Raw genomic sequence first — 20,147 nt, 5'->3', positions numbered from 1 at the left:
CTCGAATCCGGGAGGAGGGGCCGATGGTCAAGGGCTCTTTCTCCGGAGCGGTCACCCCGATGTGGCTGATCACCCGCTATGAGGCCGTGAAGAACGTGCTCAGCGACACCCGGTTCGTCAACAGCCCGGCGAGCGTGCCCGGGATGGATGTGGGCAACATCCGAGAGCAGATGATCGCGGCCAGGGGCATCGACCCGGAGCTGGCCCCGTACATCCTCGACAGCATCCTGGACGTGGACGGCGCCGACCATCTGCGGCTGCGCCGCCTGGTCTCCCGCGAGTTCACCGCCCGCCGGGTCATCGACCTGCGCCCCCGCATGGCCGAGCTCACCGAGGCGCAGCTCGACCAGCTGGGCGACGAGACCGAACTGATCGAGAACTTCGCCTACCCGCTGCCCATCACGGTGATCTGCGAGCTGGTCGGCGTACCCGAGGAGGACCGCCCCGCCTGGCGCGACCAGGGGCGGGCCCTGATGACCCTCACTCCCGGCGCGGCGAACGCACCGCTGTGGGGGATGGTCGAGCTGGCCCAGGACCTGATCGAACGGCGGCGCGCGGAACCGGGCGACGACCTGCTGTCGGCGTTGATCCGCGCCCACGACGAGGACGGCGACCGGCTGAGCGACCGCGAACTGGTCACCATGCTCATCACCCTCATCCTGGCCGGACACGAGACGACCACCCACCTGATCGGCAACGGCACCCTGGCCCTGCTCTCCCACCCCGACCAGCTCGACCTGGTGAAGAAGGATCCGGGGCTGTGGCCGCGCGCCGTGCACGAGCTGATGCGCTGGTGCGGGCCGGTCCACGGCACCCAGATGCGGTACGCGGCCGAGGACGTCGAGATCGACGGGCAGACGATCAAGAAGGGTGAGGGCGTCATCCCCATCCTGGTCAGCGCCAACTACGACCCGCGCCGCTTCGACGACCCGTTACGGCTCGACGTGACCCGTGAGCAGGACTCCCGGCGTGAGACGCACGTGGGCTTCGGCCACGGGCTGCACTACTGCCTGGGCGCGGCGCTGGCGCGCGGCGAGGCGGAGATCGCGTTCAACGCGCTGTTCCGCCGCTTCCCCGACCTGGCCCTGGCCGGTGAACCGGAGCGGCAGTACATGCCGATGTCCTGGCGCCTCGCCAAGCTTCCCGTCCGGATGTATCTGTGACGACGATTCAGCGGAGCCCGCGGCTCGTACGCGCGGCGCCCGTGATCGGGCTGTTGCTCCTGGCGCCGCTGGTCGCGGAGTTCCTGATGGGGAACTTCCCGATCACCAATGTCGCCGTGCTCCTCTCCATGATCCCCCTGTACGGAACCGGCGCCCTGTTCATCCGCGAGGCGGTCCGGCGGACCGGTCGCGGCTGGCCGGCCATGCTCGCGTTCGGGCTGGCGTACGGGATGTTCGAGGAGGCGTTCCTCACCCAGACGCTCTGGGACGAGAACTGGGCCGACACCCGCATTCTCGACTACGGCTACATGCCCGCGCTGGGGACGGCGCTGCCGTGGATCTTGTTCATGACGGGCGTGCACACCATCTGGAGCATCAGCGTCCCGATCGCGATCATGGAGACGCTGGCCGGTGCCCGGCGTACCACGCCTTGGCTGAAGAAGCGCGGTTTCTGGACCGTAGCCGTGATCTTCGCGGTCTACTCCGTGATCGGTGTCGCCACCACCGCCGCTGGAAAGGGCTTGCTCACCGGCCCGGTCCAGTACATCGGGGCGGCCGTGGTGGTCGCCGCGCTCGTCGTGCTCGGCCTGCGCCCGCGTCCCAGCGCCCCCACGGCCAAGGGGAAGGCGCCCAGCCCGTGGGCGGTGTTCGCCTTCGCCCTGGCGGCCGGCGCGATCTTCGTCCTCCTCTACGCGGTCGACCCGACCGGCCTGTCGCCATGGCTGACGATCCCCCTTCCGGCGTGGGGCAGTGTGCTCATCTACCTGGCCCTGTTCGTCACGGTCGGCGCGCTGGTGGTCCGCTGGTCACACCGCTCCGGCTGGTCGGACGCCCACCGGCTGGCGCTCGCGGCGGGGGCCATGCTCACGTACGCGTGGCACTCGTTCCCGTGGGAGCCGGTCACGACCGAGCCCGTGAGCCAGGTGGTCGACCTGACCAGCAACGCCATCTTGACGGTCGGCGCGATCGTCCTGCTGGTGATCGCGGCTCGCCGGGTCTCCACGTGACCAGCCGGACTCAGTCGTCGCTCGGGAGCCTGGCCGCGCCGGCCGGTTGGCGAACCGCTACCTCGGCGAGCTTGCCGACCTGCGCGGCGGGAACGGTGACGCCGGGTGTCTGGAGGGTCCAGCGGAGGAATGCCTCGACGTTCATGGCGGGCGTTTCGCCGAGATAGGGGTGGATGTATACCGGCGTGTTCGGTTCGCAGCGCCAGCTGTCGGCAAGTGAGCCGATGTCCACCCCGTCATAACCGAGGATGTCCAACAGCCGGATGGTCTCCGCCTTGGCCGCCGCGTCGTCGCCGGCGATGGGCAGGGCACTGCGGTCCGGCGCTCCCGTGGGCCGAGCCAGGGAGAACAACTGGTGCGGGGTGATGGTGTTGAACACCTTGACCACCTGGGAGTCCGCGAGGTGACGCTGGATCAGCGCGCTGGAGGTCAGTTCGCCCGCGTCCAGCTCGGCCAGGTGGCCGTCCCGCTCGGGGTAGTAGTTCGCCGTGTCCAGCACCGTCTTGCCGGCCAGCGCTTCGGCGGGGAGCCGCCCGTAGGCGTTCAACGGGATGGCCGCCACCACCAGGTCCGCGGCGCGTGCCGCTTCTGCCGGTGTGGCCGCTCGAGCACCCTCGCCCAGCTCGGCGACGAGTTCGGCGAGGGTCTCGGGCCCTCGCGAATTGCTGAGGACGACCTCGAGGCCGGCCGCGACGGCCAGGCGGGCAACGGAAGAACCGATCATTCCGCTGCCGATGAGTCCGAGCGTTTGGGACACGACTTGTCTCCATTCATGTGCATGTCAGGGGTGGCTCGCCTGACAGCGTGGAGCCGCCGCGATCGCCCGGCCAGGCCCGTGTCCTGCGTACTCACGGCGTGATCACCCGCCGTAGGGTTGTCGCGTGGACGACCGGATCGAGCTGAGCGAGTTCCTCAAGTCACGCCGTGCCCGCCTGCGCCCGGAGGACGTCGGGCTGCGCGACTACGGCCGAGCGCGCCGGGTCGCGGGCCTGCGGCGTGAGGAGCTGGCCCGGCTGGCGGGCGTGAGCATCGCCCACTACACGCGTCTGGAACAGGGCAAGGGCGACAGCGTCTCGGACGAGATCTTGGGCGCCGTCGGCGCGGCGCTGCGCCTGGACACCGACGAACTGACGTACCTGCACCGGGTGGCACGGCGTCCGCGGCCGTGCGCGGGTGCCGGAGACCCGTCGGAGGTGCCTCTCGGCTTTCGTCACCTGTTGGCGTCGTTCGTGACGACGCCGGCGCTGGTGATCGGCCGGCACACGCAGATCATCGGGTGGAACCAGCTCGCCGTGGCGGTGTTCGGGGACTTCCCCGCGTGGCCCGACAACCGCCGCACGCTCTCGCACCTGCTGTTCACCGAGCCCTCCGCGCGCGTGCTGCACCGCACCGGCTGGGAGCGGGCCGCGCGCGAGCACGTGGCGCATCTGCGCGTTCTGCTGGGGCGCCACCGCGGGGACTCCGGACTCGCGGCGCACATCGACGACATGCGGGAACTGAGCGCGGACTTCGCGCGGATGTGGGCCGCGCAGCCGGTCGCGCGGCTGCGGTCCCGGACGTACGTGCTGCACCACCCGGTCGTGGGCGAACTGACCCTGCACCGCGAGCTCATCACGCTGCCCGACGAGCCGTCGTGCTGCGGGCTGGACCTGTACGCCGCCGAGCCGGGCTCGGCAACTGAGCAGGCACTGAAAGAGCTCGGGAGCCTGTAGGCCGCGTGCCCTGTCCCCTCCGGCGCCAAGCGCGTATAGTTCGTTAAGATTCTTCTTAACGATCGATGCTATATAGGCGGTAGATACGGTGACCGAGATCTCCCCGGACGAGGCCGAGTTCGTTGACCGGCTCGGGCTGTTCTTCGAGATGGTGGGCGGTCCCCGGACGATGGGACGGATCTACGGCTGGCTGATGATCTGTGATCCGCCACAGCAGTCGCTGACCGAACTGGCGGCCGCGCTCGGGGTGAGCAAGCCGTCGATCAGCACCGTCATCCGGCCCATGCAGGAAGGCGGTCTGGTGGAGCGGCTGCCCTCATCGACCCGCGAGCACCGTTACCGGCTCACACCCGGCGGTTTCACCCGCGTGCTGCAGGTCCAGCTGGATCGCATGGGGGCCGGTGCGGAGGCGGCCAAGTTCGGGCTGTCGGTGATCGGGGAAGGCCGCCCCGAACAACGGGAGCATCTCGAAGAGCTCCGCGACTTCTGCGAGTTCTCCGCCACCGAGGTACACGACGAATTCATGCGGCGGTGGGAGGACTACCGCGCGACGAAAAGGAGAGGGCGATGAGGGAGAAGATCGACTTCACCGGCGTGGAGCAGACGATGCTCGCCACCCTGTATCTCCGGGCCTGGGAAAGTCGTTCGAAGGATTCGATTCTCCGGGATCACGTCGCGGCCGGGGTCGTGGATCGTATCGACTACGACTTCGGCAAATTGATGCTCCGCGGTGGGGCTGGCAACCGGTTCATGCTGGCACTGCGCTCCAAGCAACTCGACGATTGGACCGCCGATTTCCTCCGCCGGCATCCGGACTCCGTCGTGCTGCATCTGGGCTGCGGGCTGGACAGCCGGGCCTTCCGGCTCGGCCTGCCGGTCGGTGTCCGCTGGTTCGACGTCGACCTTCCCGATGTCATCGACCTGCGCCGCAAGCTCTATCCGGAGCTGGACGGGTACCGCACCATCGGCTCCTCGGTCACCGAAACGAGGTGGCTAGATGAGATTCCCACGGAGTATCCGGTGCTGGTCATCGCCGAAGGGCTGCTCATGTACCTCACAGAAAACGAGAACAAGCGGCTGCTCCAACAATTAACCGATCGTTTCAGCGGCGGCGAATTACTGTTCGATGGATTCGCCCCATGGGTCGTTCGCCTGACCCAGCGGATGTCGAAGAGGCTGGCCCGCAAGGGATATCCGTCCTATTGGACGGCGATTCGGGACCGCCGGGAGATCGAGCGGTGGAATCCACGATTCAGATATCTCGAGGACGTCCCCTTCGCCTCGCTGTACGCGAAGATTCCGGTGCGTGTTTACCGCGTCACGTACCGGCTCATGAACATGATCCCCGCGTCCAGAGACTTCTACCGGATGTTCCGCTTCGGTTTCTGACCGCGCCGGGCACCAGACCCGATTGATCGTTTAATCTTTCCGGGTGACGGACACACCTGAAGGTCTCGCGTTGCCCACTGCCCTGGCCGAGGTGGCTGAGGTCGGCTTCGAGTGGGAGTGGGACGAGGAGACCGACGAGACCCGCGGCTGCGACTTCGAGCCATACGCTCACTTCGAGGAGCCCGACCGGACGGCGTGGTGGTTCCGCCTGTGGACCGGCAACCAAGAGGTCGACGGCGGCGAGTTCCGCTTCTTCAGCACGACTGGGTCGGGCGACTACACCGGCTTCTGGCTGGTACGACCCGATGCGGCGATCACCGATCAGCCCGTTGTCCACATCGGTTCGGAGGGTGAGCACGGTGTGATCGCCCGCGATCTCGGTGACCTCCTCTGGCTGTTCGCCGCCGGGCTGGGCCCCGCCGAGGCCTTCACGGACCCCGACTCCCCCACCGAGCCGAATGAGGCCTTCCAGACGATCGCCGAGCGACACGCACCCGGCCGCCGCCGTACCCCCACGCAGATCGTCGCTGCCGCCCGAGCCGAGTTCCCGCAGTTCACGGATCTCATCGACGCGATGTGTCGCTAAATGAGACGCACTTGGCCTTAGCCCGCTGTCAAAGGGGCGTGCCGTGCTCTCCGCGTGGCGGCCAGTCCTCCGGCCAGGCCGCTCACGGCGCAGACCAGCACCAGCCCGGCGTACTGCGGCAGGGAGTAGGCGAACCACGCCTCGCCGGTCGCGGCCTTGCCGAGCGCGGTGAGCGAGGCGGCGGCGATGCCCGTTCCGAGCAGCGTCCCGGCGCACGTCACGATCAGCGTCTCCCAGCACACCGCCCTGACCAGCTGCCGGGGCTTGGTCCCCACGCTGCGCAGCAGCCGGATCTCCTCGGTCCGCTCGGCCATCGACATGGCCGTCGCGTTGAGCACCGAGATCACGGTGTAGACCACCGCCGACCCCACCAGCATCGGAGCCGCCCACGCCGACGCACCGGTACGGGTGACACCCGCCGCCGCGTCGGAGGTCGCCACGGCGAACAGGAAGGTGCACGCCAGCGCCACGGTCAACATCACCGGAGACGCGGCCGACATCGCCCGGCGCGGCTGAGCGACCAGTGAGGACCTGGCCAGCATCCCGGCACCCGGATCGAGCCGGGCCGCCACGGCTCCGAGCAGCCACCCCATCCCCCGCAGCGCGACGGGGCCCAGCGCGGATGCGGCAACGCACAGCACCATCGTTGCCCCCAGCGCGGTCGGCGCCGCGTCCTTCGGCCTGACCTGCGGCACGAGCCACAGCAGCACGGTGCCGCCGGCCAGCGCCGCCGCTCCGGTGACGGCCCTGGCCCAGGGCAGCAGCCGCCGCTGCGCCGCACTGTCCCGTAGCACCTCCAGCGGGCCCACACCTACCGCCTTGCGCGCCGCGATCCGGGCCGCCAGCAGCGTCACCGCCAGCCCGACCACCAGCGCCACGATGAACGGCCCCGCCGTCACTTTCACCGGTACCCCTCCGGGCGCCAGTCCGGTCATCCGCATGAACGCCGCCATCATCACGGCGTACGGCACGGCCAGCGCGCAGCCCGCCGCGCTCGCCAGCACGGCCACCACCAGCGCCTCCGCCGTGACCAGCCGGCTCACCTGCCGCGGCGTCATGCCGACCGAGCGCAACAGTGCCAAGGTCCTGCGCTGCCGCAGCACGTGCAGGCTCAGCATGCCCGCGACGACGAAGACCGACACGAACCCCGACACCACGGCCGACAACACCAGCAACCCCATGACGCCGTTCGACTCGTCATGTGTGGACGCGCCGGCGACCACCAGGCCGCTACCGCCCACCAGCATCACGGCCAAGGCCACCGCCGTGAACGAAGCGGCGAAGCCCATCCGATTGGTTCGTACGTTGTTCCAGGCCAGCACGAGTGTCACCGGCGACCACTCAACCGCATGCCGATCTGGTCCGCCGAGGGCCGGTCCAGGACGTCGACGATCAGCCCGTCGGTCAGGAACAGCACGCTGTCCGCCCGGGCCGCCGCCTCCGGATCATGGGTGACCATGACCACCGTCTGGCCGAACGCGTCGACCGCCTCCCGCAGCAGTGCCAGCACCTCGTGCCCGGTGCGGCGGTCCAGCGCTCCCGTCGGCTCGTCGGCGAACAACACCTCCGGCCTGCCGAGCAGGGCGCGGGCGATCGCCACCCGCTGCTGCTGGCCACCGGACAGCTGCGCCGGGCGATGCCCCTCCCGCCCGCCCAGGCCGACCCGGTGCAGCAACTCGCGCACGCGTGACGGGTCGGGCCGCTGCCTGGCCAGGCGGCGGGGCAGGATGACGTTCTGCCAGGCGGTCAGCGAGGGCACCAGGTTGAACGCCTGGAAAATGACGCCGATCCGGTCGCGGCGGAGCACCGCCAGCTCCTTCTCCCCCAGGCGGGTGATGTCCTGCCCGGCGATCAGGACCGCGCCCGAGTCTGGCCGGTCCAGCCCGGCCGCGCACTGCAGCAGCGTGCTCTTCCCCGACCCCGACGGGCCCATCACCGCGGTGAAACTACCGCGCGGGAACCCGACGCTGATCTGCCGCAGCGCGGCCACCTCGGCAGCACCTTTCCCATATGTCCTGGTCACTCCCTCAAGGGAAACCACGTGATCGCTCATGATCGGCAAGCGTGCCGCAGCGCGTCGATCATCGCCCATCAGGTATCTCCCTGATCGGCCCCTGAGACTCGCCGCACGCCTCCTGAGGGTGCGTCATTTGTCTTGAACCGCTTAAGAACGTCGGAGCATGCCGCTAACTTTCTCCGGTATGCACCACGAATCGCCACTCAACGCGCTACCCGACGAACTGCCACCGGGCCGTCTGGTGACGCCCGAACGCGGCTCCGACAGCCCCGTCATGTGGGTCTCGGACCAACGGCTTCCTGACGCGGGACGACACTGGCGGCGACTCTTCGAACTTCGCGACAAGACCGGCCTTTACCCGCTGCTGCTGGACGAGCTCCGAGACGGCTCCGGACGACCGTGGCACGACGGCGAACTCAATGCCGCGCCGATCGGTACCATCGACGCGCTCACCGCCGAGAACGTACTGGTCGGGTTCTGGACCGACGGCCCGCTCGGCCCTTGGCCCGGACTGGCACCGCCGGGCGTGCCGGGCCGGGATCCGGACTCGGCTGCCGGGCTGCTCGCCGAGTCCCTCGGCTCGGCCCACCCCCGGTTGCTCGGCCTGGTGCCGGCCACGCGCGGCGCGGACACATTGACGCTGTGCGGATGGACCGGTCCGTGCAACCACACCAACGAAACGGAGGAGATCTCGGTCGTGGTCCGTTCGTGGGAAGAGCGGTTCGGGGCTCGTGTGGTGAACGTGGGTTTCGACACGCTCGAGCTGTCCGTGGCCGCACCACCGACCACGCTCGAGCACGCCCGCCAGGTGGCGGCCGAGCATGAGGCGTTCGCCCCGGACACCATCTGGCAGGGCTGCGGAGACTTCGAGGACTATGCCGAAGCACTGGTCGGCTCCGACGATTGGTCCTTCTGGTGGGACTGACACCTCGGCGCAAGAGCTGGCACGGTATTCATCGACAAGATCTATGAGTGAGCGCACGGAAGGCGTCCGCAGTGACAACGAGGCTGGCCGACCAGCTGATCGAGAATGTCCGGAACCTCGACGACAGGCAGGTGATAGAAGACGTCGAGTTGAGCCGGTGCACGTTCGTCGATGCGGTCCTGGTCCAGCACGTCAACCCGGCCCCGAGCCTCGTGGTCCGGAACCTCAGGGCGACCGGGTGCACAGTCAACCACTGCAGGGTCAGCGGAGTGCGCTTCGAGGACATCACCATCGCCGGTCTCTCCGTCAGAGGCGGCACCCAATCCCTCCGCGGCTGCGTTCTCTCGCACGTGAAGCTCAGTGGCAGGGTCGGGCCGCTGAACATAACGTCACCTTTGCCCGTGCCAGATGGAGAACTGGTGCCAGGCGCCGGACAGGCGCTTGTCGACGCGTACCGGTCGATTGACTGGGCGCTCGACATCTCGGAGGCCGAGTTCGCCCACGTGTCGCTGACCTACGTGCCGGGAGATCTCGTACGGCGGGATCCGCGGACCCAGTTCCTCCTGCGGCGGGAGAATCTCTCCAAGCTGGAAGGGCGAGAACTCCCCAAGGACGCCGATGTCCTGGTGGACCAGCTCAACCTCACGCCCTTTGATTCGACCGTCGTCGTCGCTCCGACGAGGTCCAAGCAGTTCCGCTGGTTTCTGGAAACACTTGAAGTGCTCCGGGACATAGGGCTGGCTGAGTGATCTCAGCGGCTGCCAGGTTCGGGACGACTCCGTCCTCGCGATTGCCGGCAAGCTGCCGCCGCACGACAGTTTCCGCTGCGAAACAGGTGAACGGACCGATCAGGAATCGAGAAGCGCGGATGACCGAGCCGTACCTAGCCTGACCGCTATGGGTATCACCATTCACGCGAGCTTCCTGCCGCACGACGACCCGACCTCTCCCTGGCCTTCTACCGCGACATCCTCGGCCCGAGCAGCCGTACGGCGGCTGACGGCCGGCGACGGCAGTTCGCTGAGCCGACCGGAACGGTGAGATCATCGGCCCGGCGTTCGAGACGACTCTCAGACCCTGAGGAGGAGACCAGCCCACATGCCCACCGCAGCGACCCCCGAGGCCAACCGGTCCTACCGCGCGGTGCTGCGCGACCGCCAGATGGCCGGGCTCCTGCTGGGCGACCTCCTGGCCAACGCCGGTACGGGCATGATCATCGTGGCCATGCCCGTGCAGACGCTGTCCATCCATGGCAGCGTGCCGAAGGCGATCGCCATCGGGCTGGTGGAGGCCGCGCCGTTCGTCCTGTCCACCATCCTCGCCCTGGCCATCGGACTGGGGCGGGTGAGGGTGCCGCCACGGACCCTTCTGATCGCCGACTGTCTATTACGGTCGCTGACCTTCGCCGTCCTCGGCGTCCTGGCCGTCACCGAGCGACTTTCACTGCCCGTGCTGATCGTTGGCCTCCTCTTCGGCGCGACGTTCCGGATGGCCGGCTCAAGCAGCCGACGTCTGCTGGCGACGTCTATCGCGGGTGAGAGCGGGCGGTTCGCGGTCAACGGCTTGCTCGGGCTGAATTCCACGTTCGCGCTCTACATCGTCGGCCCGGTGCTGGGCGGAGTGATCGTGGCGTCCACCGGCGCGGGCGTCGCGCTCTTCTTCGACGCGTGCGGTGCGCTGATCCTGCTGGTTGCCGTCCTGGTATCCGTTCCCCGAGCCACCAAAGATCGGGACGCGCCCAGTCGCGCAGGGGTCCGCGAGTCGGGCTGGCGGATCCTGCGTCGCCGACCGGTCGCCGCGCGGCTGCTGGTGGTGGAGTTCTTCTTCAATTTCTTCTACATGCCGATCGAGGTGGCGCTTCCCCTGTACGTACGCGGGACGCTGAACGCCGACGCGTCCGCTCTGGGTCTCATGTGGGGTGCGCTGGGCATCGGCGCATTCGTCGGCGCCGCTCTCGTCAATCAGTTGCGCAACCTTCCACAGCGTCATGTGCTGATCGCCATCATCGGCCTGTGGGCGATGTGCCCGGTCGCTCTGGCGTTCGTCGGCGATCTCACTCTCGCGCTGATCGTTTTCGGCCTGGGCGGTCTGGTGTGGGCGCCGTTCACGCCTGTCGCGTACAGCTTCCTGCAATCGGGGCTCGAGCCCGACGAGCAACAGCAGGTCGTCACGCTCTGGACGACCGGCTCCACGGTGGCCGCCCCGCTCGGCCTGCTCGTCGGCGGACCACTGATCGAGCTGGCCGGGAGCACCGGAGGGCTGGTGTTGTCCGGTGGGCTGACACTGCTGCTGCTTCCGATCGCGGCACTGGCTGTGCTCAGGCGCGCACCTGGGTCGATCGCACATTCCACGAGCGATCGGGGGCGGTAAACGGACCTGTCACCAGCGTCGAGAGGTCAGACGCGGAGCAGATCGGTCGAGACCGTCCAGAGGCGCTTGGCGGTGGTGGGATCGAGCGCCCATTCCTTGACACCGTGGGGATGCTGTGCGAGGTCGGCGTCGTCCGGCACGGTGTAGGCCTCCTGCGCGTCGTCGAGGTAGTGGCCTCCGGAGTGAGCGAACTCCGGGGCGACGGCCGCGACGATGGTGGTGGCGGCTCCCTGCTCGACCGTTTTGTAGGTGAAGATTCCGGCGGCCTCGGCCGCGTCGAGCGACGCCTTCTGCCGCGCGGTGAAGTTCCGCTGCAGTCCCGTCGCGACACCGCCGGGGTTCACCGTATTGGCGATGATGCCGTCGGATGCCCAAAGGCGGGTCGCCTCGACAGCGAAGAGAGAGTTCGCCGTCTTCGATTGGGCGTAGGCGATCTGCGGGTCGTAGTCGCGACGCTCGAAGTGGAGGTCGTCGAAGTCGATGCCGGAACGCATGTGCGCTGTCGAACTGACCGAGACGATCCGTGCTCCGTCGCGGTCGGTCGCTCCCAGGGCCAGGGCGTCGTGAAGGCCGGAAGCCAGGGCGAAGTGGCCGAGATGGTTCGTCGCGAATTGCAGTTCCCAGCCCTCAGGCGTCCGTTCGAGGCCACCGGTGACCACGCCCGCGTTGTTGATCAGCAGGTGAAGCGGGCCGTTCCACGCGTCGGCGAATCGCGTGATGGTGGTCCTGTCGGCGAGGTCGAGCCGGACGACTCGGGGCCGGATCCCTCCGGTCGACTTCGCGATCGTCTCGGCGACGGCGTCACCCGCGGTCGTGTTTCGGACAGCGAGTGTCACTTCCGCTCCGGCAGAGGTCAACACACGAGCCGTCTCGGTCCCGATTCCAGAGGAACCCCCGGTCACGATCGCGCGGACGCCGGTGAGATCGACGCCCCGTAGCACCTCGGCGGCGGTGCTGGACGAGGTGAAGGGCGTGGAAATGAGTTCGGGAGTGGTCATGGCGGCGACTATACAGACTAGACAATATTTGTATAGTTAGCTTCTCGCTCGTATGCTCGCTTCATGAGCAGTCCCGAGGTTGGTCACCCGCCGCCGTCGGCAGTCGCCGAAACCGACCGTCGGTCCATGGTCCTGGACTCCGCCATGGTCACGTTCGCGCGATTCGGCTACAGGAAGACGTCGATGGAGGAGGTGGCGCGGGCGGCGCGTATCTCCCGGCCTGGGCTCTATTTCCTCTTTTCCGCGAAGGAGACTCTGTTCCGTGCCGCGGTTGCCCAGGCATTGGATCGCGACATCACAGCGGTCGAACACGTCCTGGCCGACACCGGCCGACCCCTTCTGGAGCGTCTCGTCGAAGCGTTCGATCAGTGGGCGGGCCGCTACATCGGCCCGCTGACGAGCGATGTCGCGGTGGTCATCGAGGACAATCCCGACCTCCTCGGAGAGATCATCGAGACCCCGCGGCGACGTTTCGAGGAGCTGGTCACAGACGCGATCGCCATGGAGTCGGGACGAGAGGTGGCTTCACCGGTCGCGCAGACGATGATCAGCGCGTCGATCGGCCTCAAGCATCAGGTCGCGTCACGGGAGGTCTACCTCGAACGACTGAACGTAGCTGTCGATCTCCTGCTGCGCTGAAGACCCGGCGATGATCAGCTCACGGGCATCCTTAGCAACGGCAGCCATACCTCGTCCACGATCTCCACGATCGACTCGTCCGGCACCGTGCGCATCGTCATGAACATGTCGTGACGCAACAGGTCCAGCGGCAGGTTCACCACACGGGACGAACGCCGTACGTCGGGCAGTTCGCCGCGCTCGACCGCGCGGGCGACGATCATCTCGAAGGCGGTCGCCTGGCCCGCCGGGAGAAGGGTGTCGCGTAGCTCGGTGAGGCTGGTGCCGGTGTCGCGGAAGTAGCCGGCCAGCTGCACGCTCATCAACATGATCATGCCCGCTCGGTCGGCGTCGGCGTTGCGCAGGAAGCCGACCGCGTCGTCGCGGAGGCTTCCGGTGTCGGGCACCGCGATCAGCTGCCAGAACTTGGCGAGGGTGGCCAGCAGCAGGTCCTCGTGCTGCGGCCAGCGCCGGTAGAGCACGGGACGGCTCGTGCCGGCGCGGGCGGCGACCGCCTCGTAGGTGAAGCCGTGATATCCGTGCTCGACCAGCACGTCCCACGCGGCGTCGAGGATCGCGTCCTCAAGTTCGGCGCCGCGCCGACGGGATCGGCCGGCGCCACGGGTCGCGCCGCCGCCGGCGCGACGTCCCGCCGCCTGTGCCTCGGCCACCCCGACCACCTCCATCGCCTCGCGCTCCTCCACCGTCTCGCGCTCCTCCGCGATCCGCCCGCGCTTGAGATTCACTTGCGTATCTTATCGCGGCCACTTACGGTGTCTCCCGTTAGATACAGTCGCGTACCTTAAGGTGGATGTCAGTGACGTTCGACGTCATCATCGTCGGCGGTGGACCCGCCGGCCGTCCCTCCGGTTCGGAAGGCGCTCTCGCGAAAAACTGTCATGACTGACACATTAGCGAAGAAAGTGTCAGCCATGACAGTTTTTTGGTGTCCGGATCCGGACACGTGGCGGGCTTCGCCAAGGCAGAACATGGCTGTGCCGCGTTCTGCCTTGGCGGAGAGCGTCGCTCCGACGCCTGGACCTACTGGACCGACCGCACCAGGACGAAGGAGAAATCCAGCTTCGTCCTGCGGTTCAGCGGGATATCGATCTTGACCCGGCGAGCGATCTCATTACGGCTGATGCCCAGCCCATGGGCGATGAGCCGTCCGGGACGGACCGGCACGGGATCGTCGAAGGTGACCGCGATCTGAAGGGGCCACGGATCCTCGGGGACGGGAGGCGCGTGGAGTTCCCAGCGCCCGTCCCAATCGAGCGCGAACCGGTTGCGCCGGGCGATCAACGGGTCGAGAAGGGTATCGGCGACCAGGGACGGCGAGTTGTCCGAGTAGCCGGCCAGAAGGTCGGCGGGCAGTGATCGGACCGGGACGCGATCGTGGACGGTGAGCTTGCTGGTCCGGTCACAGGAAACGCAGTTGACCAGGAGCCAGACGTCGAGAAGTTTGCCGTTGGCGTTGACGCGGAACCTGCCGTTGCCGACGGTGGCGCGGCCGGAAGGGCAGGCCACGCACCGGAGGGCGAGCAGCGGCAGGCGGGTGCGTCGTACGGCCCAGGGCAGCACGATATGAGGATGTGAAGACATGATCTCTCTGAAGACCTGACGAAGAGCACGAAAAACAGAGCCGGCGGCGTCCGTCGGCGATCGATGCGCAGGGAAGTGTCAGGTCTAAAGAGCAGGCGGCGTCATGCGCGCGAAGTCCTCACGTAGGGGTGAGAGCCCAAGATAGGCGACCACCATCCACAAGATCCACCCGTTTTCGGCAACCGCCGGCGGTGGGAGGGCTGGGAAGGCCGATCGATGTCGGCTGGGCGCCCCATGCTTCAGGAGGCGTTCAGGGCAGCGCTCACTTTACTGCGATCCCGCACTCGTGAATGGCTTAATACGCCTCCGCACCCTGCCGCATGGTCATTATTGTCCAATGACCCCACACGATCGCCATAAATTCGCCATAATTTCGCTACACAGCCCCTGGACCTGCGAAGACGCATAAATAAATCGCATCCAAGACATAGCGTCACTGGCGATTTAACACCGTCCTGTGGCATTGTCAAGCTCTTGTAAAAATGTTTAACAGGCGCTTATCCTCCAGGTGATCAAATCTCTTTCTCGCTTTTCCTGGAGGCACCACTTGCGCCGATTAGCGCTCCCCGTCGCCGTCACGGCGATGCTGATCCCCTTCCTCGCCCCAGAGGTCTCCGCCGCCACGCAGACCTCGACGGCTTCCGCCGCCCTGCTCGCCGACCCGCCGCCGGCCGACGTTCAGGAGATCGGCCCCGGCCAGTACTCCGCCGACAGCCAGACCTTCAAGCTGACCGAGTTGGACGTGTCCGCGGGCGCGATCAGCCGCAAGCACGGTGTGGCGCTGGCCGGTGGCGACCTGGCCCGACCGCAGTCAGCCCCGGCGACCCGCCCCGAGCTGGGCGTCTTCGGGCCGAGCTGGCAGGCGGAGTTCGCCGGTGGGCAGATCAACCGGAAGCTCGAGAACCAGAACGGCACCCTTGTCGTCACGGAACTCGAAGACGGGACATCGACCAGCTACCCCCTGAAGAGCAGCGTCTCCACCCCCGACGGCGGCGGCATCCAGATCTACCAGGCCGCCAACGGATCCAAGATCACCGAAACCACCAAGTGGGACGCGGTCGTCGGTGCGATGCGCACCACGACGATCGAGACGCTCGTGTCGGACGTGGGCGCTCAGGAGGCGGGCGACGACGGCTTCACCAACGCCGACGGCACCCCCGTCAGCGACACCGACCTCCAGCTCACCTACACCTGGGCCCGGCCGGCCGGTGCGCCGAGCGCCGACCCCTGGCGCGTGACCGACGTGGGCAACACCGCTTTCGGCAAGTCCACGATCACCTACGACACCCAGGGCCGCGTCAGCACCGTCAAGGAGCCGGCCGGCGTGTCAGACCCCGCGTCCGTCACCAAATTCACCTACGCCACGACCACCACGGCCACCAGCACCTCCAACGGCGACTTCGCGGGCCGGCTCAAGGATGTCACGGTCACCTGGGGGACCGAGACCCCGCAGACCGAGGCGAGCTACTCCTACGACCCGAACGGTCTGCTGCGCACCGTGACCGACCCCAGCGTCGGCGCCGTTCAGGGGACCTACTCCTACGACCCGGTGGGGCGCCTGTCGTCGATCGACTCCGTCACCAACGGCGGCTGGCAGCTCTCCTTCCCGGCGGGCGTCGCCGCTCCTCAGGTGACCGCCACCGGCACCGACATGCCGGCCAACGGCGGGACGACCACGGGCGCGGCCGGGCTCGACGACCCCAACGCCACCGAGCCGCCGGCCGGCGACTTCCTGCCGGAAGGCGTGGACCCCCCGCAGTCCTACCCGGCGAAGTGCAGCACGGCCGCGACCTGGATGTGGTACACCAAGTCGGGCTGCTCGGCCTGGGCATGGCACGGCGGCAAGTGGCGCAAGCCCGACTGGAAGCGCACCGCCAGCGGCTTCAAGGTCAGGGGCATCTACTACGACCACTGCACGACCTCTCCGGACAAGCCTCACAACTTCGACATGCGGCCGGCCTGTGACTCCCATGACTATGGGTACGGCCTGATAGCCAACAAGAGGAAGCATTACCGCTACTACCTCGCCAACGCCCATTCAAAGGCTGACGTGGACAACCGGTTCTACATCACCATGCGCGACAAGGTGTGCGGTGGCTACTTCATCCTGGTGCGGCCCGACTGCCGGGCATGGGCCTGGGTGTACTACAAGGCCGTCAAGAGGTACGGCAATCCCTGATAACCGCCCGAGCTCGACGTGACACCTGAGCTCTGACCTTTCCGGGGGACCTTCCTCCGCCGGACGGCGGCCTCGGCCGCCGTCCGGCCACCCCTCATGCCGGCGTCGTCTCCCTGCACCTCCTTCATGTAAGGCGCGGTACGTCATGAAATTGCGAGTCTTATCCTGTGTCATCGCGGCGCTGGCGACCACGGCGCTCGCGACCGGGCCGGCCAACGCGGCAGAGGCCCCGCCCACGACTCCCGCAGCGTCCGCTTCGGCCACACAGCAGGCCACTTCGACCGCTCAGCAGGGCACTTCGGCGGCCCCCCATGTCGAACCCCAGCTCAGCGCGCGGGTGGCGGCCGCGGGCAAGATCCGAGTGAACGTCGTCAGCAAGACCCTCGCCGACCTGCCGGACGCGGCCTCCAGCGGTCAGGTCGTCCAGCAACTGTCCCGCTTCCCCGTGGTCACCCTGCACGTTGACCAGGCCGGGCTGGACCGGCTGGCCAAGCTGCCCAGTGTGGTGAGCGTGACCGAGGACAAGCCGGTGCGGCCGGTGCTGGCCGAGAGCGTCCCGCTGATCGGCGCCGACAAGACCAGGGCCGCGGGCAAGACGGGCGCCGGAGCCGTGGTGGCCGTGCTGGACACCGGCGTCGCGGTCAACCACCCCTTCCTCAAAGACCGGGTACTGGAAGAGGCCTGCTTCTCCCCCATCGACGCCGACTATTCCTCCACCAGCCTGTGTCCCGACGGCACCGCCGAGCAGGAAGGGCCCGGTTCCGCCGACGCCGACCAGGGCCCCTGCGCCGACGCCGCGCTGGACTGCGACCACGGCACCCACGTGGCCGGCATCGCGGTCGGCAACGGCACGGGCGTGACCGGTGCTCCACCGGCCGGCGTCGCGCCGGGCGCTGAGCTCGTCGCGATCCAGGTGTTCAGCAAGTTCTCCTCCGAAGACCTCTGTGGGGCGGGCGCCGCCCCGTGCGTGCTCAGCTTCACCAGCGCTCAGCTCGCCGGCCTGGAGAAAGTGCTGGAACTGAAGGACGAGGGGGTGCCGCTGGTGGCCGCCAACCTCAGCCTGGGCGGTGGCCAGTACACCGCCGCCTGCGACGGCGACCCGCGCAAGGCGATCATCGACAGCCTGCGCACCGCCGGTGTGGCCACCGTGGTCGCGGCCGGCAACGACGGCTTCGGCACCGCCGTGGCCGCCCCGGCCTGCGTGTCCTCGGCGATCACCGTCGGCGCCACCACCGACCAGGACGCTGTGGCCGCCTTCAGCAACCGCGGCACGCTGCTGGACCTCTTCGCCCCCGGCGTGTCGATCATCTCCTCGGTGCCCGGTAACAAGTGGGCCTCCTTGAACGGCACCTCGATGGCCGCCCCGCACGTCACCGGTGCCCTGGCCGTGCTGCGCCAGGCCATGCCCGACGCCCCGCTGGCCCAGCTCGAAACCGCCTTGAAGACCACTGGCAAGGCCATCGCCTATAACGGCGTCACCACCCCCCGCATCCAGGTCGACGCCGCCGTGCTCGGCAAGGAGCCCGAGGCCGGCGCCTGGCCCGTCCCGTACTACGAGAACATGAAGGACACCGCGATCCCCGACCACGGCACCGTGACGTCCTCCATCGCGGTCACCGGCCTGCTCGGCACCGCGCCCGCCACCACTGAGGTGTACGTGGATATCCACCACAGCTGGCGTGGCGAGCTGAAGATCGACCTGCTCGCCCCGGACGGCAAGGTCTATCCGCTGCAGGCCAACGACCCCAACGACAGCGCCGACATCCTGCACGAGACCTACCAGGTCAACGCCAGCGCGTCACCGGCCAACGGCACCTGGAAACTACGCGTGCAGGACGTCGAATATCTCGACACCGGCTTCATCGACGGCTGGTCGATCCGGCTGCCCTGCTTCGGCAACTGGGACGACACCGACATCCCCGATCCCGGTGTCGCAGAATCCAGCATCGTCCTGGCCTGGATCAACGGCAACGCCCCCACCCGCTCCCGGGTCCACGTCGAGATCGACCACACCTGGCGCGGTGACCTGAAGCTCGACCTGGTCGCGCCGGACGGCAAGGTGTACCCGTTGCGCGCCCCCGATGCCAAGGACGGCACCGACAACATCGACGAGAGTTACTGGGTGAACGCCAGTGCCTCAGCGGCCAACGGCACCTGGAAACTCCGGGCGGAGGATTTGGCCAAGGGTGACAAGGGCTTCATCAACGGATGGACCCTGACCTTGTAGAGACACCCGCGGAACGGGTTCGGCCAGGAACGCGGACGCGCTCCTGGCCGGACTCAACTCTGCGTCAGTCAGTCGTTGAGGAACAGCTCGATGACCGGTACGACGACGTCGGGGCGCTGGACCGGCAGGTCGAGGGTCAGGGTGTCGGGGGTCAGGGCGCCGATGGCCGTGTTCTGGGCCGTCTGGCTGGGGTCGATCACGCGCGAACGGATCTCCGAGGCGTCGTGCAGGAACTGGGCGTACTTCACGCGCCCGCCCAGCCCGGGCAGGTGCAGGTGGCGGAACGGCCAGCCGAACACGTGCAGGTAGAGCCGGTTACCGCGCTGGGTGTAGCGGCAGTCGGGAGGCGCGGTGAAGCCGCTGGGGCCGGCGCCGTAGATGGAGCGGGAGTTCAGCCGCATCCAGTCACCGATGTCGGCGAGGCTCTGGCGGGCGCGCGGGTCGATCTGGCCGCGTCCGTCCGGGCCGACGTTGAGCAGCAGGTTGCCGCCCTTGGCGACGCTGTCGATCAGCATGCGTACGAGCAGGTCAGGGGTCTTGTAGTCAAGGTTGTCCCGGTCGTATCCCCAGCTGCCGTTGAGGGTCTGGCAGGCCTCCCACGGCACCTCCTGGCCGTCGATGGTCATCGGGGCGGCGGGCTGGTACTGCTCGGGGGTGACGAAGTCGCCGGGGATGGCGAGCCGGTCGTTGACGATGATCCCCGGCTGGAGCTCACGCACCATCGCCATCAACTCGGGTGAGCGCCAGTCCTCGGCGCCCTTGCCGCCCCAGTAGCCCGTTCTGCCGGCGTAGGAGAAGTCGAAGAACAGGTAGTCGATCTGGCCGTAGTCGGTGAGCAGCTCGCGTACCTGGGCGTGCAGGTAGTCGGCGTACTTGGAGATGTCGCGGTCCTTGGCGGCGGCCTTGAACTCCTCGTCCTCGCGCTGCGGGTGGAGGGAGTCGACGGGGAACTCGGGGTGGTGCCAGTCGATCAGCGAGTGGTAGAAGCCGACCTTCAGCCCTTCGGCGCGTAGGGCCTCCACGTACGGCGCGATCAGGTCCTTGCCCCAGGGGGTGCGCGTCACCTTGTAGTCGGTCTGCGCGGAGTCCCACAGGCAGAAGCCGTCGTGGTGCTTGGTGGTGAGGACGACGTAGCGCATGCCGGCTTCCTTGGCCAGCCTCGCCCACTCCGCGGGGTCGTACAGGTCGGGGTCGAAGTGGTCGAAGTAGCGCTGGTAGTGCTCGTCGGTCATCTGCTCGCGGTTCTTCACCCACTCGTGGCGGGCGGCCAGGGAGTACAGCCCCCAGTGCACGAACATGCCGAAGCGGGATTCGGAGAACCAGGCGTGGTCCACTACGTTCCTTTCGAAAGAGA

20 protein-coding genes are annotated in these 20,147 nt (G+C 67.9%); 13 read left to right on the top strand and 7 right to left on the bottom strand.

All coding sequences use genetic code 11. The annotated features are described in order from the left end of the window. Nucleotides 1-23: 23 nt before the first annotated feature. Nucleotides 24-1,163 carry a cytochrome P450 family protein gene (locus ACQP2T_RS31615; RefSeq protein ID WP_433508551.1) on the top strand — a complete coding sequence of 380 codons (1,140 nt, stop codon included), beginning with the start codon at nt 24-26 and terminating at the stop codon, nt 1,161-1,163. Continuing rightward, entirely contained in the window at nt 1,160-2,170 is a 1,011-nt protein-coding gene (locus ACQP2T_RS31610) for a hypothetical protein (RefSeq protein WP_433508550.1), read from the top strand. Before ACQP2T_RS31615 ends, ACQP2T_RS31610 begins: the two co-directional genes overlap by 4 nt. Nucleotides 2,171-2,180: 10 nt before the next feature. Here the strand turns inward: ACQP2T_RS31610 and ACQP2T_RS31605 are convergent, their stop codons facing one another. Beyond that, nucleotides 2,181-2,927 (bottom strand): NADPH-dependent F420 reductase, encoded by a 747-nt coding sequence (locus ACQP2T_RS31605; protein WP_433508549.1) that lies wholly within the window; start codon nt 2,925-2,927, stop codon nt 2,181-2,183. A gap of 124 nt (nt 2,928-3,051) precedes the next feature. Between ACQP2T_RS31605 and ACQP2T_RS31600 the strand changes: the two genes are divergently transcribed. From ACQP2T_RS31600 to ACQP2T_RS31585, 4 genes are all read left to right on the top strand, one after another. Next, nucleotides 3,052-3,882 carry a helix-turn-helix domain-containing protein gene (locus ACQP2T_RS31600; RefSeq protein WP_433508548.1) on the top strand — a complete coding sequence of 277 codons (831 nt, stop codon included), beginning with the start codon at nt 3,052-3,054 and terminating at the stop codon, nt 3,880-3,882. An 88-nt stretch (nt 3,883-3,970) separates the two neighbouring features. After that, nucleotides 3,971-4,453: a GbsR/MarR family transcriptional regulator gene (locus ACQP2T_RS31595; protein WP_433508547.1), complete on the top strand. Its 483-nt coding sequence runs from the start codon at nt 3,971-3,973 to the stop codon at nt 4,451-4,453. Further along, entirely contained in the window at nt 4,450-5,271 is an 822-nt protein-coding gene (locus ACQP2T_RS31590; protein WP_433508546.1) for a class I SAM-dependent methyltransferase, read from the top strand. The genes ACQP2T_RS31595 and ACQP2T_RS31590 overlap by 4 nt, the downstream gene beginning before the upstream one ends. Before the next feature lie 43 nt (nt 5,272-5,314). Further along, the gene (locus ACQP2T_RS31585) at nt 5,315-5,857 is read left to right on the top strand and encodes an SMI1/KNR4 family protein (protein WP_433508545.1); all 543 of its coding nucleotides are present in this window, start codon (nt 5,315-5,317) and stop codon (nt 5,855-5,857) included. Nucleotides 5,858-5,874: 17 nt separating this feature from the next. Here the strand turns inward: ACQP2T_RS31585 and ACQP2T_RS31580 are convergent, their stop codons facing one another. Together ACQP2T_RS31580 and ACQP2T_RS31575 are read right to left on the bottom strand one after the other, a co-directional pair. Further along, a complete protein-coding gene (locus ACQP2T_RS31580) occupies nt 5,875-7,188 on the bottom strand; it encodes an FtsX-like permease family protein (RefSeq protein WP_433508544.1) in 1,314 nt (437 codons plus the stop codon). Further along, nucleotides 7,185-7,910: an ABC transporter ATP-binding protein gene (locus tag ACQP2T_RS31575; RefSeq protein WP_433508543.1), complete on the bottom strand. Its 726-nt coding sequence runs from the start codon at nt 7,908-7,910 to the stop codon at nt 7,185-7,187. Before ACQP2T_RS31575 ends, ACQP2T_RS31580 begins: the two co-directional genes overlap by 4 nt. A gap of 148 nt (nt 7,911-8,058) precedes the next feature. Between ACQP2T_RS31575 and ACQP2T_RS31570 the strand changes: the two genes are divergently transcribed. The 4 genes from ACQP2T_RS31570 (at nt 8,059) to ACQP2T_RS31555 (ending at nt 11,169) form a co-directional block, all read left to right on the top strand. Continuing rightward, nucleotides 8,059-8,799: a DUF4253 domain-containing protein gene (locus ACQP2T_RS31570; protein WP_433508542.1), complete on the top strand. Its 741-nt coding sequence runs from the start codon at nt 8,059-8,061 to the stop codon at nt 8,797-8,799. A gap of 47 nt (nt 8,800-8,846) precedes the next feature. Beyond that, on the top strand, nt 8,847-9,548 hold the full coding sequence (locus tag ACQP2T_RS31565) for a hypothetical protein (RefSeq protein WP_433508541.1): 702 nt from the start codon (nt 8,847-8,849) through the stop codon (nt 9,546-9,548). Nucleotides 9,549-9,696: 148 nt separating this feature from the next. Next, a complete protein-coding gene (locus tag ACQP2T_RS31560) occupies nt 9,697-9,840 on the top strand; it encodes a hypothetical protein (RefSeq protein ID WP_433508540.1) in 144 nt (47 codons plus the stop codon). 57 nt (nt 9,841-9,897) lie between these two features. Next, nucleotides 9,898-11,169: an MFS transporter gene (locus ACQP2T_RS31555; RefSeq protein ID WP_433508539.1), complete on the top strand. Its 1,272-nt coding sequence runs from the start codon at nt 9,898-9,900 to the stop codon at nt 11,167-11,169. Between the two features lie 26 nt (nt 11,170-11,195). Here ACQP2T_RS31555 and ACQP2T_RS31550 read toward each other — a convergent pair whose 3' ends face one another. Then, nucleotides 11,196-12,167 (bottom strand): SDR family NAD(P)-dependent oxidoreductase, encoded by a 972-nt coding sequence (locus ACQP2T_RS31550; RefSeq protein ID WP_433508538.1) that lies wholly within the window; start codon nt 12,165-12,167, stop codon nt 11,196-11,198. 183 nt (nt 12,168-12,350) lie between these two features. Here ACQP2T_RS31550 and ACQP2T_RS31545 point away from each other — a divergent pair, with 183 nt between their 5' ends. Then, the gene (locus ACQP2T_RS31545) at nt 12,351-12,806 is read left to right on the top strand and encodes a TetR/AcrR family transcriptional regulator (RefSeq protein WP_433508537.1); all 456 of its coding nucleotides are present in this window, start codon (nt 12,351-12,353) and stop codon (nt 12,804-12,806) included. 14 nt (nt 12,807-12,820) lie between these two features. On the opposite strand, the gene ACQP2T_RS31540 is transcribed toward ACQP2T_RS31545, so the two are convergent. Continuing rightward, nucleotides 12,821-13,531, bottom strand: coding sequence for a TetR/AcrR family transcriptional regulator (locus ACQP2T_RS31540; protein WP_433508536.1), 711 nt, complete (start codon nt 13,529-13,531; stop codon nt 12,821-12,823). A 295-nt stretch (nt 13,532-13,826) separates the two neighbouring features. Then, entirely contained in the window at nt 13,827-14,366 is a 540-nt protein-coding gene (locus tag ACQP2T_RS31535; RefSeq protein ID WP_433508535.1) for a DUF1062 domain-containing protein, read from the bottom strand. A 568-nt stretch (nt 14,367-14,934) separates the two neighbouring features. Between ACQP2T_RS31535 and ACQP2T_RS31530 the strand changes: the two genes are divergently transcribed. Both ACQP2T_RS31530 and ACQP2T_RS31525 read left to right on the top strand, forming a co-directional pair. Beyond that, a complete protein-coding gene (locus ACQP2T_RS31530) occupies nt 14,935-16,566 on the top strand; it encodes a phospholipase A2 (RefSeq protein WP_433519689.1) in 1,632 nt (543 codons plus the stop codon). Between the two features lie 145 nt (nt 16,567-16,711). Beyond that, nucleotides 16,712-18,793: a S8 family serine peptidase gene (locus ACQP2T_RS31525; RefSeq protein ID WP_433519688.1), complete on the top strand. Its 2,082-nt coding sequence runs from the start codon at nt 16,712-16,714 to the stop codon at nt 18,791-18,793. A gap of 68 nt (nt 18,794-18,861) precedes the next feature. Here ACQP2T_RS31525 and ACQP2T_RS31520 read toward each other — a convergent pair whose 3' ends face one another. Then, nucleotides 18,862-20,127, bottom strand: a complete 1,266-nt coding sequence (locus tag ACQP2T_RS31520) for an alpha-L-fucosidase (RefSeq protein WP_433519687.1) — start codon at nt 20,125-20,127, stop codon at nt 18,862-18,864. Nucleotides 20,128-20,147 lie beyond the last annotated feature (20 nt).

Origin of the sequence: Nonomuraea sp. CA-143628 (genome assembly GCF_050942315.1) — a bacterium.
In the GTDB taxonomy this organism is placed as follows: domain Bacteria; phylum Actinomycetota; class Actinomycetes; order Streptosporangiales; family Streptosporangiaceae; genus Nonomuraea.
This window is presented reverse-complemented; position numbering and strand designations above follow the sequence as displayed.

Coding starts and splice junctions, on each gene's coding strand:
- ACQP2T_RS31615 (WP_433508551.1), top strand. CDS start 24: ATGGTCAAGGGCTCTTTCTCCGGAGCGGTCACCCCGATGTGGCTGATC.
- ACQP2T_RS31590 (WP_433508546.1), top strand. CDS start 4,450: ATGAGGGAGAAGATCGACTTCACCGGCGTGGAGCAGACGATGCTCGCC.
- ACQP2T_RS31575 (WP_433508543.1), bottom strand. CDS start 7,910: ATGAGCGATCACGTGGTTTCCCTTGAGGGAGTGACCAGGACATATGGG.
- ACQP2T_RS31570 (WP_433508542.1), top strand. CDS start 8,059: ATGCACCACGAATCGCCACTCAACGCGCTACCCGACGAACTGCCACCG.
- ACQP2T_RS31560 (WP_433508540.1), top strand. CDS start 9,697: ATGGGTATCACCATTCACGCGAGCTTCCTGCCGCACGACGACCCGACC.
- ACQP2T_RS31555 (WP_433508539.1), top strand. CDS start 9,898: ATGCCCACCGCAGCGACCCCCGAGGCCAACCGGTCCTACCGCGCGGTG.
- ACQP2T_RS31550 (WP_433508538.1), bottom strand. CDS start 12,167: ATGACCACTCCCGAACTCATTTCCACGCCCTTCACCTCGTCCAGCACC.
- ACQP2T_RS31545 (WP_433508537.1), top strand. CDS start 12,351: ATGGAGGAGGTGGCGCGGGCGGCGCGTATCTCCCGGCCTGGGCTCTAT.
- ACQP2T_RS31525 (WP_433519688.1), top strand. CDS start 16,712: ATGAAATTGCGAGTCTTATCCTGTGTCATCGCGGCGCTGGCGACCACG.